14 protein-coding genes are annotated in these 13,462 nt (G+C 47.1%); 12 read left to right on the forward strand and 2 right to left on the reverse strand.

Annotated features, from left to right (window positions below):
* Positions 1-17: 17 nt before the first annotated feature.
* Positions 18-983, reverse strand: a complete 966-nt coding sequence (locus LFE_RS04765; protein WP_081495349.1) for a LysR family transcriptional regulator — start codon at positions 981-983, stop codon at positions 18-20.
* A 164-nt stretch (positions 984-1,147) separates the two neighbouring features.
* Here LFE_RS04765 and LFE_RS04770 point away from each other — a divergent pair, with 164 nt between their 5' ends.
* From LFE_RS04770 to LFE_RS13010, 10 genes are all read left to right on the forward strand, one after another.
* The gene (locus tag LFE_RS04770) at positions 1,148-2,545 is read left to right on the forward strand and encodes a TolC family protein (protein ID WP_014449127.1); all 1,398 of its coding nucleotides are present in this window, start codon (positions 1,148-1,150) and stop codon (positions 2,543-2,545) included.
* Positions 2,546-2,652: 107 nt separating this feature from the next.
* Complete coding sequence (locus tag LFE_RS04775; protein ID WP_148272554.1) at positions 2,653-3,276, forward strand: hypothetical protein; 624 nt, start codon at positions 2,653-2,655, stop codon at positions 3,274-3,276.
* 54 nt (positions 3,277-3,330) lie between these two features.
* Entirely contained in the window at positions 3,331-3,969 is a 639-nt protein-coding gene (locus tag LFE_RS04780; protein ID WP_014449129.1) for a hypothetical protein, read from the forward strand.
* An 18-nt stretch (positions 3,970-3,987) separates the two neighbouring features.
* Positions 3,988-4,740 carry an ABC transporter ATP-binding protein gene (locus LFE_RS04785; RefSeq protein WP_014449130.1) on the forward strand — a complete coding sequence of 251 codons (753 nt, stop codon included), beginning with the start codon at positions 3,988-3,990 and terminating at the stop codon, positions 4,738-4,740.
* A gap of 101 nt (positions 4,741-4,841) precedes the next feature.
* Positions 4,842-5,561 carry an ABC transporter permease gene (locus LFE_RS04790; protein WP_232502573.1) on the forward strand — a complete coding sequence of 240 codons (720 nt, stop codon included), beginning with the start codon at positions 4,842-4,844 and terminating at the stop codon, positions 5,559-5,561.
* 111 nt (positions 5,562-5,672) lie between these two features.
* On the forward strand, positions 5,673-6,416 hold the full coding sequence (locus tag LFE_RS04795) for an FAD-binding oxidoreductase (RefSeq protein ID WP_014449132.1): 744 nt from the start codon (positions 5,673-5,675) through the stop codon (positions 6,414-6,416).
* Between the two features lie 97 nt (positions 6,417-6,513).
* Entirely contained in the window at positions 6,514-7,533 is a 1,020-nt protein-coding gene (locus LFE_RS04800) for a cache domain-containing protein (protein WP_014449133.1), read from the forward strand.
* Positions 7,534-7,539: 6 nt separating this feature from the next.
* Entirely contained in the window at positions 7,540-8,697 is a 1,158-nt protein-coding gene (locus LFE_RS04805) for a 3-hydroxyacyl-CoA dehydrogenase NAD-binding domain-containing protein (protein WP_014449134.1), read from the forward strand.
* Positions 8,649-9,617, forward strand: a complete 969-nt coding sequence (locus LFE_RS04810; protein WP_014449135.1) for a DUF1848 domain-containing protein — start codon at positions 8,649-8,651, stop codon at positions 9,615-9,617. Before LFE_RS04805 ends, LFE_RS04810 begins: the two co-directional genes overlap by 49 nt.
* 46 nt (positions 9,618-9,663) lie before the next feature.
* The gene (locus LFE_RS13010) at positions 9,664-10,140 is read left to right on the forward strand and encodes a DUF5069 domain-containing protein (protein WP_014449136.1); all 477 of its coding nucleotides are present in this window, start codon (positions 9,664-9,666) and stop codon (positions 10,138-10,140) included.
* A 180-nt stretch (positions 10,141-10,320) separates the two neighbouring features.
* Here the strand turns inward: LFE_RS13010 and LFE_RS04820 are convergent, their stop codons facing one another.
* On the reverse strand, positions 10,321-10,941 hold the full coding sequence (locus LFE_RS04820) for a hypothetical protein (protein ID WP_041774027.1): 621 nt from the start codon (positions 10,939-10,941) through the stop codon (positions 10,321-10,323).
* Between the two features lie 183 nt (positions 10,942-11,124).
* On the opposite strand from LFE_RS04820, the gene LFE_RS04825 reads away from it, so the two are divergent.
* On the forward strand, positions 11,125-12,375 hold the full coding sequence (locus LFE_RS04825; RefSeq protein WP_014449138.1) for an integrase catalytic domain-containing protein: 1,251 nt from the start codon (positions 11,125-11,127) through the stop codon (positions 12,373-12,375).
* A gap of 236 nt (positions 12,376-12,611) precedes the next feature.
* Entirely contained in the window at positions 12,612-13,427 is an 816-nt protein-coding gene (locus LFE_RS04830) for a class I SAM-dependent methyltransferase (protein WP_041774028.1), read from the forward strand.
* The last annotated feature ends 35 nt before the right edge of the window (positions 13,428-13,462 follow it).

Below are 13,462 nucleotides of genomic sequence, written 5' to 3' on the forward strand. Positions count from 1 at the left end.
GTGTTACGAGCAGATGGTCAAGTTTTTTCCATCCATCCTGATGTGAAGATCCTTGTTCCCAACTTAACCAATGGTGCGGGTTCAGCATCGACCTCTTGACGTGTAATGGCGCAAAGTGTGGAATTCGCAAGGAAGTCAGGTAGTGAAAGTCCAATAATTGACCCACTATCAAGCTCATTTTTTGCTGCAGATGCGGGGAGGATTGTTATTCCTACTCCTGTCATGACAATTTTCAGGATGAGATCTGTGTCTGTTGTCTCCATCGTGACATTAAGCGAGAGTGCATTTTTTTGTGCTTCATAATCAATAAAGTCCCTTAACAGATTTTTTTTGTTGGGAAGAATGAGTGGGAAAGATTTGAGGGTGCCAACATCTCTTTGCCATTTTTCCTTTGAAATTGTTGGAGATGCCAAAATAAGCAAGTTTGAGGGGCCTCCAACCGGATGAATGGATAGATGACTCAGTCCATTTTTGATATGGGGAGCATCTGGAACATGCGTGAGGATGATATCCGTTTTTCCGGCAAGGAGTTCAGAGATCATATCCTGATCGAGTCCCTGATGAATGGAAACGGTAGCGTTTTTATACGTCCCGCGAACAAAAGATGTGAAGGGAGTATTCCGGGTGAATCCGGTGGCAAACCCAATGCCGACCGAAAGCTGTTCAACTTTTATGGCAGGCATTTTTTCTGTCATGATTTTGGATGTATTCTTGACTTGGTCCCATATGCTTTTTGCATGATCAAGAAAAAGAATTCCATTTGGAGATAAAAAAACCCTGCGGCCGACTCTATTAAAAAGTCTGACTCCAAACTCTTCTTCAAGGAGCTGGATTTGGGTCGACACGGCTGGTTGGGTCACTCCCAATATTTTAGCTGCCTGAGAAAAGTTCAAAGTTTGTGTCACAGTTAAAAAAGTGTGGATTTGGGAGAGTGTCATAATGTGTCCCTTTTGGGTTTCAGTAACAATAAATGCTTTTAACATATTGAGTTAATAAGCATTGAAAGGATCTTTTTCATGCTTTTGTTCGATGGTATGATCAATATATGAATAAATTTTATCATGTAATTTCTGAAATGGAAAGAGACTTTTTCGTGGGAGTGGTGTTTTTTGATTAACTTGGTGAATAACCTTTGAAAACAGATTGCATGAATATGTTGGGCCGGAAGAACTATTTCCTTTCTTTGTTATTGTCATTGATGGTGTTTTTCCCTTACCAGTCAATCTCCTTTGCCTCGTCACCTGTCCCTGAATCCTCTTCCAACGACTCCGATCCGTCGCGTTATTATCTTCTGACATTGAGAAATGCTCTTGGCATGGCTGTTCGGGATCAGCCATTAATCAAGGCTGCTGAGGAAGGAGAAAATATTTCAATTGCTGGGGTTGGAATTGCCAAAAGCCAGTATTATCCTACCCTTAACGGCTCAACCACCTATACGAGGGAAACCGGTAATTTCGGACCCCAGCCCGGCTTTCCCTTTACCATTCCGGAATCTCCTGTTTCCTACGATTTTTATCAGGCACAACTCTCCTTGTCTGAGACACTCTTTGCCTTTGGTCGACGGCGGGCCCAGGTTGCCCAGAATAAAGAACTTGCAAGTGCCTCCCGTCGCCAGATAGAGGAAACCTTGTCAGAGACTATCCTGAATGTCGAGAAGGCGTACTTTTCGGTACTGAGAGATCAAAACCTTGTTCAAGTTGACCGTCTGACAATAAAGGATATGGAACTCCAGCTGGCTGTAGCGAAAGCGCGCTTTTCGGATGGAGTCGCAAATGGATACGATGTTCTGAATGCAAGAGTGAATCTTTCGAATTTTCATTTGACAGAAGTGCAGGATGAAAACCATCTCAGAGTGGACGAGCTTGCCTTGAACCATGCAATGGGAGTTATTGGGCGATCACCATATCGAGTCGCCCCGGTCAACGATGCTTCTGTTGTGATACCGGATGAGTCATCCGCTATCAGTCAGGCACTTTCCCGGAGGCCTGACTTGAGAGTTCTCAATAGTCAGCTTCGAGCCCAAGAGCAAGCTATCCGTTTCAATCAGGCTCAGTTTCTTCCCACCGTGACGCTTCTGGGGAACTACTCTTTTGATAGCGAATTCTTTCCACTTGTATACAACTGGTCGGCGGCTGCAACAGTCAATGTTCCAATTTTCAACGGTTTTTTAAATGTTGAGCAAGTGAGGCAATCGAGAGCCCAGAAGCGACAGCAAATTGATCAGAGGGAAGCATTACGGCAAACAATCGTGCAGGCCGTTGATAGTGATCTTTTAAACCTGAGAACGGATGCGGCCAAAATTCGGGATTCTTCCGTTCTGACTGATCAGGCGGTCAAGAACCTTGCTCTGGCTGAGGAGGAGTTTCGTGTTGGAACCGGGACAACCGTGGCTGTTTCCCAAGCAGAGAGGGATTTGGCCAGAGCAAGGGCTGGCCTCGTAAGGGATCGTTCTCAGCAATCTATTGATATGGCTCAGCTCAAGAAAGATATGGGAACAAATTTTGATTTTGGAAATCACAGAATCCCCTCTGGGCCTTTACCATGAGAACATGGTATGCCATCGTGCTTTGTTCTTCTTTTTTCTTTGGTATTTTTTTGAGTGCACCCAAGGCTGAGGCTGACCCCCCCTCTCCTTTTGTTCCTGAGGCTCCAATGGTGAAGCATCCCCCGACTGAATCCCCGTCAATTATGGATGGAGGAGGTTGGACTATTGCTCCCTTTGTCTCGTACTATACTCTAACAGGTGGCGGTGCTTCCCGTTATTTTAACAGCGCATTGGGAATCGGGGGCGAACTGGAAAAACCTCTCGCTGCTTCAATGTCTCATTGGCGATGGAATGTAGATGGATCTTACCTTCAGATGACTCCGGGGCCGACTCTTTTTGTCACTTCTTCCCAGAATTCCCTGTTTGGACAGCCTACCCAGACCCCGATCCTATCTCCTGTTCCGGGCTCGGCAAGTATTACTGGGTGGATTCTGAGAACTGGCCTTGCAAGGGGCTTTCCCCAAATGCTTCCCGATGGATGGCTTGGGCACGGTGTTGTCATCCCTTATCTTCGTTTTGACGTTGGCGGGGTTGACCTAGCTGCAACAGGAGCGGGTGGCTTGTCTGGACACCCTTTCGGTGTTTCTGTTGACGGGGGAGCGGGTGTTTCTTTGAGGGTTCCTTCTTCTCCAATGGGTGTTTTTATGGAAATAACGCCTACCGAGATTCTGATTTCTGGGGAAGCACTGTTCATGACTCCCCTCACAGCGGGGATTACGTTCCATTTTTAAGAATTATCTGGGTTAGCGAGATGCTTTTCCATTTGTCCAGGAGGGTTTTTCGGTATGGAAAAAGAGCCAATAGACGAGGATCGTCGAAGATTTGCCCAGATGGGTATTACTCAGGAGTCATTGGATCCGGGAAAGAAAAAAATATTTTACGCATTGGCATCGGTCGTAACACTTGTTTTTCTTTCAGGGATTTTTTATACCGTTTTCTTTTATGTGACTCTTCCCAACCACCATACTCTTTCAAGACCCGGACAGCCCCAGGTTGACTCGGTTCCTTTGCCGGTTCCCCCTTCAACAATGTTTCCTGGGGTGGGGGCTTCTAAAAAAAGTATTTTGACTCAAGAGAATCGTTATTTTATTTCATCAGTTGGGGGGATTCGATCGGAAGGTGATGGCCTTACGCTGATTCTGACTCTTCATATCGAGCCGACGCTTGAAGGGGCAAATGGCATATCGCTTATCTTGTCCACTCCACCCCGGTGGGTCGATGGCAGCCAGGGGTCTATGGAGGGAACTCTGGATTGGGATAAGTCAAGGCTTTTGAAACCGGGAGAAACAGTGACTTTCCCCATTCATTTTGTCAAAAAACCAAGAACTGGAAAGTTTGACCTTTATATTGGGTTTCTGGGAAATCAGGGAATGTCAAAAAAACGTTACCCCATACACTTCTCCGGCTTAAAGGTTCCTTCATGACGGAGGTTTCGGTCTTTTATGCCTGATAAAACTGAGAGGGTTTTGGAAGCAAGGAATCTTTCCAAAACTTTCCTGAATGGATCCAAAATCGCTTTGGGTGGGGTAAGCCTGGATCTCTACAGAGGTGAAATCCTCTCGATTGTCGGACCAAATGGTGCTGGCAAGTCGACCCTTATTCAAATTCTTTTGGGACTTCTGCACCCGAATACCGGTTCCCTCAATATCCTTGGTGTTGATGCAATAAGACATAGGAGACTGATTGCCCACAGGATTAACTATGCCTCGACAGACCTTTCCCTTCCATACTCTCTGACTGTTTTTGAAAATCTCAAGGTCTACTCATTCATTTATAATCTGGCAGATTGGAGAACGAAGGTTGACTCTATTCTCTCGGATTTCGGCCTATCGGAGATTGCCAGTCGTCGGGTGGGAAGCCTTTCAACCGGACAGGTGGCGAAACTCGGAATAGCAAAAGCCCTTCTTACGGAACCGGAGATTCTTTTTCTTGATGAACCAACCGCAACGCTTGATCCTGAGGTGTCTGGACATCTGAGAGAATTCCTTAGAAAAAGGGTTCTTGATACAGGCATGTCTCTTTTGTACACCTCACACAACATGAGGGAAGTGGAGAGACTTTCTGATCGAATCATTCTTTTGGGAGGAGGAAAAATCATTAAAGAGGGAATGATTGGAGATCTTTTAAAAAGTAATTCTGCTGCTGATCTGGAATCTCTCTTTCTTGATACAGTCAAGAAAACGGCCTCATGGTAACGGACCGCACCCGCCCCTCCATTTCCCTTTTTACAATAAGGCCAATGCTGGGTGTAATGCTGCGCCAATTTTATCTTTATCGGCGGAGCCTTCCAAGGTGGATGGAAATCTTTTACTGGCCACTACTGGATCTTCTGGTCTGGGGATTCCTGACGCTGTATCTCAGGCAGGGATCCATTATTGCTTCTCATGCTGTTTACTCTCTTTTGGGAGCGCTTCTTCTTTGGGACATGCTTTACCGGTCGCAGCAGTCTATTTCAATGGTATTTCTTGAGGAAATCTGGTCAAGAAATCTTTATCACCTTCTGGTGAGTCCATTAACTCCTTATCACGTTATTTTTGGAGCAATCCTTACCGGAATTCTAAAGGTCTCTCTTTCTTCCGGGCTTGCGATTTTTTTGGCCTACCATTTTTTTTCATTCTCTCTTTTTAGTATTGGTCTTTCTCTCATTCCTTTTATTTTGGCCCTTCTATGCATGGGGTGGGCACTTGGTATCCTGACAACAGCCCTGATATTGCGATTCGGTCAGGAAGCAGAGGTCCTGGCCTGGGGAGTGATTTTTCTCTTTCAGCCTGTCAGTGCTGTTTTTAATCCTGTTTCCGTTCTTCCGCCGGTTTTTAGAAATATTGCAATGTTTGTGCCCGCCTCCCATGTTTTTGAGGGGATGCGCCAAGTGGTCAATGGGGGCCGATTCCCCGGAGGACAGCTTATGGTGGCCTTTTTTCTGGATGGTTGCTACCTTTTTTTAGCTCTGATTGTTTTTGGTTGGGTAATGGCCAGAGCCAAAAGGGAAGGGTTTTCCTTGAAACTTGGTGCATGATGATGCACCAAGTTTTCTTTTTTGAACCAGTTCCATCACGAGTCAGGTTCTGAGGCCTGTCCGAATGGACTTTTGTTTGACACCATCTTTTTCGCGGGAGATAATCCAACCATGGCAAAGCGTGAAGTCGTCGAATGCCCTATCCTTTCGATCATTCCAGAGACACCAAGAGTGAACACTTATCGTCTGGGAGTGGGGGGAGGGGCTTTTTCATTTATGGCTGGACAGTTCCTTATGGCTTCTATCCCGGACTTTCTTCGTGAGGATGGGCGTCCTGTTAGACGAGCGTATTCCATTGCATCGTCTCCGCTTGATTTGATGGAAGGTTACCTTGATCTGACAATCACAAGAGTTGGAGAAGGTGGATATTTTTCCAACCGGATACATGAATCGAAAGTAGATGACATTGTCCTGATTGAAGGGCCATACGGAAAAGCCTTTCATCTTGCCTATCCTCCTGAACGCTTTCCTGAAAGATACCTTTTTGTTGGTTCGGGAAGTGGCATTGCTCCTCTTCGGGCCATGATCCGCACTCTCCTGAAAGAAGGATGCCCAGTTCCAATAGAGCTCTTTTACGGTTATCGATATGTTTCGGATTGTATTTATGAAGAGGAAATCAAAGAATGGATGAAAAAAGGAGTGAGTGTCCATCTTGCCATTTCCGGCTCTGTTTCTTCGGGGCAGGTTTTTAGCGGAGCATATGGGAGGGTTACGTCGATTCTTCCTGAACTGATTCCTTCCTATAATGGGCAGGAGGTCTTTATTTGTGGCCCTCCAGCGATGGTTGAGCAAACTGTCAGGTTTTTTCAGGATATCCCTTTTCCGGAAGAATCTGTTCACAAAGAGCAATGGTAGTTTTGAATGCTTTGGAGTCTTTTCCTGAGCAGCCCTTTGGGATAGTCAGATATACTTTCGATTCTGACTGTCTCTTGATAAAGATGGAGTAAAGCTCATGACAGAGATTTTTGCCCAGATAAAGACTTCTCCAGATTCAAACCGTAAACCCTCCTCCTGGCGCTGGAATGTTGGTCTCGTTATTTTTTTGATGATGATCATTCCTAGCTCTGTCATGGTTATTTTGTATTACCGGGAGGTCATGGCCACCTATTATGTCACCAGGAATCCGTTGCCAAAGTCCGCAAGGGATATGGCCTCGGGTCTCGATCAGATCATGATCTCTGATATCAGGGATACCCTGAACCTTGGAAATCAGCTTGCCAATCCAGCTATTCTCAAAAGCTCTGGGAGGATCCAAGATCTTTTGGGGAAGTATGTCCTTTCCGGCCATCTCCAGCGATTTGGGGCTTGGGAAGTGACCGATCCATCCGGAAATATTCTGGGAGGGATTGGAAACAGAGGTCTGAATCCTCACCGCGGCCAGGCAGGGAGTCTTATCGCCGATCTAAAATCCGAAGGAGGAGCGGCAAGACTTTCCGAGCCGATCATTGACCCTGTCAACCATCTTGCGCTTCTCCTGTTGGCTGTTCCTATTCTCCATAGGGGCCAGACATCGGATGATCAACCGTTGGGCTATCTTGTCGGGATTGAGAATTTGTCAACAACACTTCATCCGTTCCTTTTTCAACCCCGGAAAAAAGGTGCTCCCGGTCTTTCCTATATCGCCTCCACTGATGGAGATATTTTGGCAAGTTCAAAAGAGCTACTCATTGGCCAAAATATGGGCAATATTGGTTTGGCATCGGTTTTGGAGCATTTTAAGCAAGGGTTCTCAGGAGGGTACAAGGCAGATATCAGAGGGAGCAAGTATCTTTTTGGAACAGCCTTGATGAGTGATACCCAGGGAATCGCTCCCCACCCTTGGATGGTTGTTCTCCAGGCACCAGAGGATGTTGTGATGGTCAAAGCCAAGAGAATGAGATTTGTGATGGATCTCGTTGCGTTCGTAGTGGCTCCAACACTATTTTGTGTGGACTTATTTTTTCTGTTCAGGAGCATACGCTCCAGTCGTTGATGGCAGATGACCCCTCCATTGTCCCCTGTTTCCAAGATTGGTTTTGTTGGTGCAAGTCGATTCACTCTCCCTGTGGTTCGCTGGATCCTTGGCAAAGGGTATCCGGTTGTTTGGATTGACCAGAACTTCAGTGCGTTGGAGGAAAGTCTGGCTCTTTTTCAAACCCAAATGGCTGAAGAGGAGAGACTTGGTGAGAGGACACATGTTTTAACGAGCCAGCTTTCAAGTCTTCTTTCCGGCTCGACGAGTCTTATGGATCTTGTTGGGTGCGATCTGGTCATTGATGGGACCCGGGACCATCTTGAGGGAAAAATTGACTTGGCCAGATCTCTTGAGCAACTTTTGGGAGACCGGGTCCTTTTGGGTGTCTTTCTCGAATCCCTGACTGTTTCTCATATCGCATCCAGAATCACCCATCCGGAAAGACTTATTGGCCTTCGTCCCGTTGGCCTGCCTCCAAGAGTCCTGCAAAGTTTTGAAATTATTTCTGGTGTCGAGACAGCTCCTGAGTGTGTCACAAGAGTATCTGATTTCTCGCGTATGCTGAACCTTGAACCAGCGATTGTGAGAGAAGGTCCCGGAGGGATTGTCAACCGGCTTTTGGCGCGTCTGTTTTCCGAGGCACTTCTGCTTCCGAGACAGGTCAGGGGGGAGCATGATGCGCTTGATCGTGCCTTGGCCCAGTCTGGGCTCGCAATCCATCCCTTTGAAATGATAAGAAGGCTTGGGGAATATGAAGTCTCCGGTATGATCACCTTTTTTAGACGTTACTATGGGTTGTCGTTTCCGCTTCCGGAGGAGCTTCCCCTGAGTTCGGCGATGACTTCTTCTTTCCTTCATGATGATTCCGACACATTTATCAGGGAGGTGACCCATGGGGGAAGCACTATCGCATTGTCTGACTGGGCAGATGGAGTTTTTTTGGCGGTCACAAATGAGGCCGTTCAAATTGTGTCTGAAGGTGTTAGCGATTTTGATACAGTCGACCGAATTACCAGAATCGCATTTTTGGGAGAAAATACGACGACGGGACTTCTCTCCAAAGGGGCTCAGAGAGGGTGGCCTCTTATTCTGAGTGGTTTGTGGGACTATTCGAACCGAACAGGCGGAAGGGTTTGGCCTTCACCAATGCTTCAGCTATGGGCATCATCAACGAGAAACTGAACCGTATGGATGACCGGGCGACCAATATCATTTCTGTATCCAGAAGAACGGATATACCCGCTTTTTATGGAGAATGGTTTGAGAAAAGGATTTCTGAGGGTTTTGTAGACGTCCCTAATCCGTTTAACCGCAAAGTACGTAGGGTTTCCCTTTTGGAAGCGGATGTTTTTGGGTATGTTTTTTGGTCCAAGAATCCGAAACCTTTTCTTCCCAGACTTGAACGGCTCCTTTCAAAAAACATTCGGGTTCTCTTCCATGTCACGATAACAGGGCTTCCCAAAACGGTCGAGCAGAGGATTCCTCCTTCAGACGATGTGATTCTGTCGGTCAGGGAGCTTTCAAAGATGCTTCCTCCCGGTTCCATTATATGGCGATTTGATCCCATGCTTTCCCATGAGGGTCATTTTCATCAAGAATTTCGGGACAGATTCCTATCTCTTTCCGAGCAGCTGGCCCCTTTGGTTGACCGTGTCATGGTCAGTCTTATCGATCCGATGAAAAAAACCCGGAGAAATTTTCCCGAAGGGGATCTTTGGTGGCCTTCCGGAAAGAATTCCTTGGATGAACAGACATCACAGGACGAAGTCCAGGAAACGCTCCGTTGGATGCAGGAAAAGTCACCGATTGCCGGAAGAGTGTTTTCTTGCACGGAGCCGGGCTTGTCTGGAGCGGTTCTCCCCGGAGCATGCATATTGAAGAGTGATTTTGAGCGGGTATGGGGATCTCAAAAATTGGATTCAGGAAAGCCCGTTTCTGCTCCCCTCCGGGTCGGCTGCGGTTGTGACCGATCTGTTGATATCGGTGTCTATGATACTTGTCCTGGTGGCTGCCGCTATTGTTATGCGGTTGCGTCTCCGGAGAAAGTCCTGTCCAGATGGGAAAAGTATGATCAGATGTCTCCGATGCTTGGAGGGATCTGATGAATCCAGATCAGTGTTAGGAATTCTGTAAAAGGAAGAGGAGAGCATGGAAAAGAGTATTCGGGAATTAATCCGTTCACCCAGAGAAACATTGGGTGGGTTTTGTTTCCTCCCAAGGTTGATCGATAAGGTCCGGCTTTATGCCACTGGCGATCTGCCGAAAGACTATCATGAAAATCTTCTGAAAGAGGGGAAGACGTTTGATGGGCGTTTTCTGCTTTTTACGGGTGTTTCGCCAGAAGCTCTCCGAAATGTCATTTTGAAATCCAAAACGGATGAAGAGGTTCTTTCCTGGATTTTGAAAAATAGTCAGGCAAAAACAGAAAGAGAGATCCGGGAATGGGTTGATACAATCAGGAAAGACAGGCCTGATGCTGACCGGTCTCGAGCAAGAAAATCTTTTTATCCGGAAGTGGCGAAAAAATGGGATGTTGCCAGATTATCCCCCTTTGATCTGATAGATCTTGATGAAGGCCGCATTGACCATCCTATCGATGGTGAAATGAAACAATCCCGCCCATAAGCACTTTACAGCATGACGAGATGTTTCCGTTCTTACGGGCGGAAGTTCCTGTTTCTCCGGCTTGTGCTCGAAAGATGTTGACGTTATCGTCTTGTCTGTCTCTTCGAAGGCATTTGTCTTAAGCCCGGTTCGGCCTTGAGTCCTCGGGCGGAACTTGTCACAGCCATCTTTTTGAGCATGTCAATGCTTCAAAAGAGGTGGATAGACCTTTTTGTTTGCTGAGGACCAGAGCATGACATAATGGCTGACCATCAGGAGGTGCCTTCCGGCCATGGAAACAGGCAGTTCCTGTGGAAAACGTTCCATTCCCTTGATTTCACCAACGGCCGTGATGAGGTTTCCTGTTCCGATGGAAGGTGTCTGATTCTGATTGTTTCCAAAAACAATGAGTCCACTTCTTTCAGGGTTGATTTTGGGTTTTGCCTGGCCGATCATTTTTAGCGAAGGGACGAAGAGAATGAAGGTATCCCTGCTTGTGATGTCTTTTCGTTTTTCCTTGTCAGAAAGCTGTTTCGGAAAAGAGTCTTCTGTGAGGGGAAGGGCACGAATCAGGAAGATGGCTCCCACTGGCGAGTCCGTTCGTCGAATGATCTGTCCGCCAAGAACGGTGATGCGTCCAACTGGGAGAGGTTTGGTTGCCAGAATGCTATGGAGATCATCGGGGGTTTTTTGCGCGATAAATACAGTCATTTGCTCTGTGTCATCCTGACTTGCGCAGCCAGAAAGGCCAGCCAAAGGGATGAAAGCAATCAGTAACAGCAGGGATGCGTTTCGTATCTTTTTCATTATTTCGGAAGTCATCGATTTCCCTCTATGTTGAGTAAACTATCCTGTATTCCTGAGCATCAAATACTTCCATTGTAACAAGGAATATTGGACGGGTCCAATGAAAGCCTCATCCAATATGGTATGAGTCTGAAAGGGGGTTCGTGATTCCAGTAAGAAATGAGTCTGAAAGAGATCGAATCGTTCATAATATAGGGCATGGTGATCAATATGGACGAGGCGAAGCTCAAAACGCTGATGCAAGTAGAAGAGTTTTTGAAAGGAATAGAGAGCCTGTTCTGTGTGGTCAAGGAGGAACGATACCCCTTTGTTCAGCGCACCCTGACGCGGTTTGGGTATGAGAAACTAGGACGGAAGGAGAAGGGGGTGGTCCTTCGGTATCTTGAACGGATGACCGGACTCTCCCGCCAGCAGGTGACCCGGCTTGTCCGGAAGTTTCAGGCCACGGGGACGGTGACACTGGGATACCAGTCGCCCAGGCAGGGATTCAAGAGAGTTTTTACTCCTCGCGATGTGGCTCTTCTGGCAGAGATGGATGAACGGCATGGAACCCTTTCCGGACCCGCCACGAAGAAGCTGATGGAGCGGGCCGTTAAGATCTACGGAGAAGAAAAGTATGCTGTCCTCTCCGGGATTTCGGTCTCCCACCTGTACAACCTGAGGGGCGGCAAAGAGTACATCTCAAAACGCCGGCATTGGACGAAAACCCGGTCCACGAAAGCTCCCATTGGGGAACGACGCGCTCCCCGTCCGGAAGGCTCTCCCGGGTATCTCCGGATCGACAGCGTGCATCAGGGAGACCAGGACGGTCAGAAAGGGGTCTATCACATCAATGCCGTCGATTGCGTGACCCAGTACCAGGTGGTGGCCACTTGCGAGAAGATCAGCGAAGCCTACCTGATCCCGGTTTTAAAAGAGATGATAGAGGCCTTTCCCTTCGTGATTCTGGGCATTCATGCCGACAACGGATCGGAATATATCAACTATCAGGTCGCCAAGCTCCTGAAGAAGCTTCTGATCGAGCTTACCAAGAGCCGGCCACGACACTCAAACGACAATGCCCTGGCAGAATCCAAGAATGCTTCCGTGGTGAGAAAGCATCTGGGATATGCCCATATTCCCCAAGTCTTTTCCAAGGAGGTCAATACCTTCTGTCGGGAGCACCTGAACCCTTACGTGAACTTCCACCGGCCCTGTTTCTTCCCCAGAACCGTGACCGATACAAAAGGAAAGGAGAAGAAAAGCTATCGATATGAGGACATGAAAACACCTTTTGAAAAGTTCAAGTCCCTCCCCTCTTCGGAGAGTTGCCTGAAACCGGGTGTGACCATGTCCCAACTGGAAAAGATCGCCTTGTCAAAGACGGATAATGAAGCGGCAGAACAGATGAATATCGCCAGGGATTCCCTTTTTCAGTCCTGGACAGAAAGACCTGAAAAACGGGCCTGAGGATCAGAAAGCCAAAAACTCAGTCCAGACTTTTAACCAGGAACGATTCTGATCTTTTTCCTCATCGGAGGATCTGATTTTCAGACTCATTCTTCAATTGGAATTGACTATGAATGATTTGCTCCTGTCAGTGATACAAATCCTTTGAATGAAAGAGACAGCCTTTTACCCGGCAGTATTGTGCATAGTCATTGAACGGAATTTTGGAAGTCCACTTTTTGTCAAGGAGATAGGTATTGAAAAAAACGCTGATAAGAGAAAGCTGGGATCATGCTTCAAGAGGATACAGGGATGGCCTTGGATCACAGCTGCAGAGTATTGCCATGAGGTTGGAAAAGTTGTTGCCAGATCGTTTTCCTGGTCCTGTTCTTGATCTTGCTTGCGGTCCTGGTACGGTTTTGTTTTATTTATCTCAAAAACGGCAAGAGGTAAGTGGGATCGGGTGCGACTTTTCCATCGAGATGGGGAAGATTGCCCGGGAGCGCAACCCAGGTGCACAAGCGGTCGTGGCGGATCAGGACTGTTTACCTTTCAGAAATGGGTCTTTCGGTGCGGTTGTTTCTTCCATGGGGACAATTTTCTCAGCAGATCATGGCTTACAGCTTCAAATGATCTCTCAAATATTAAGGAGTGGAGGGTTCCTGGGATTTTCCGCATGGGGAGAAAAAAAGGATTGCGCCTTAAGAAGAGTTTCGGAGGAGGTGACCAAAAAATGGCCACATTCAACACCTGAAGCAGTGCCATCGCTTGACTCGCCATTTGCATCAGGTATGAGTGATTGGCTGAACAATGTTTCAAGTGATGCTGGGCTAGAAGTCTTGAAAGTGGAGTCTGGCGATCTGGTTTTTGATTTTGAGAATTTGTCTGAAGCGGCTTCTTCTCTGGTTCATACGGGTCGATTTGCGCTTCTTTTGAAGGATCATCCAGAGTGGTTGGAGCCCTTGAAAAAATTGACTCTCGAGTATTTTTATCCCTATCAGGAGCATTCTGGGAGAGTGAAGCTTTCCAATCGGTTTCATCTTTTTCTTCTCAGGAAAAAGGGATCGGTATGAAATTGGATCCACCTGCTGTGCTTCCAGGAGTTTGC

The sequence above is a fragment of the Leptospirillum ferrooxidans C2-3 genome, assembly GCF_000284315.1.
Classification (GTDB): Bacteria; Nitrospirota; Leptospirillia; order Leptospirillales; family Leptospirillaceae; genus Leptospirillum; species Leptospirillum ferrooxidans.

What these genes read in the sequence shown, in the direction of transcription:
- LFE_RS04805 (WP_014449134.1), top strand. Translation starts at nt 7,540, where the DNA reads ATGACCCCTCCATTGTCCCCTGTTTCCAAGATTGGTTTTGTTGGTGCA.
- LFE_RS04785 (WP_014449130.1), top strand. Translation starts at nt 3,988, where the DNA reads ATGCCTGATAAAACTGAGAGGGTTTTGGAAGCAAGGAATCTTTCCAAA.
- LFE_RS04775 (WP_148272554.1), top strand. Translation starts at nt 2,653, where the DNA reads ATGGTGAAGCATCCCCCGACTGAATCCCCGTCAATTATGGATGGAGGA.
- LFE_RS13010 (WP_014449136.1), top strand. Translation starts at nt 9,664, where the DNA reads ATGGAAAAGAGTATTCGGGAATTAATCCGTTCACCCAGAGAAACATTG.
- LFE_RS04795 (WP_014449132.1), top strand. Translation starts at nt 5,673, where the DNA reads ATGGCAAAGCGTGAAGTCGTCGAATGCCCTATCCTTTCGATCATTCCA.
- LFE_RS04825 (WP_014449138.1), top strand. Translation starts at nt 11,125, where the DNA reads ATGGTGATCAATATGGACGAGGCGAAGCTCAAAACGCTGATGCAAGTA.
- LFE_RS04790 (WP_232502573.1), top strand. Translation starts at nt 4,842, where the DNA reads ATGGAAATCTTTTACTGGCCACTACTGGATCTTCTGGTCTGGGGATTC.
- LFE_RS04770 (WP_014449127.1), top strand. Translation starts at nt 1,148, where the DNA reads ATGAATATGTTGGGCCGGAAGAACTATTTCCTTTCTTTGTTATTGTCA.
- LFE_RS04765 (WP_081495349.1), bottom strand. Translation starts at nt 983, where the DNA reads ATGTTAAAAGCATTTATTGTTACTGAAACCCAAAAGGGACACATTATG.
- LFE_RS04820 (WP_041774027.1), bottom strand. Translation starts at nt 10,941, where the DNA reads ATGACTTCCGAAATAATGAAAAAGATACGAAACGCATCCCTGCTGTTA.
- LFE_RS04780 (WP_014449129.1), top strand. Translation starts at nt 3,331, where the DNA reads ATGGAAAAAGAGCCAATAGACGAGGATCGTCGAAGATTTGCCCAGATG.
- LFE_RS04800 (WP_014449133.1), top strand. Translation starts at nt 6,514, where the DNA reads ATGACAGAGATTTTTGCCCAGATAAAGACTTCTCCAGATTCAAACCGT.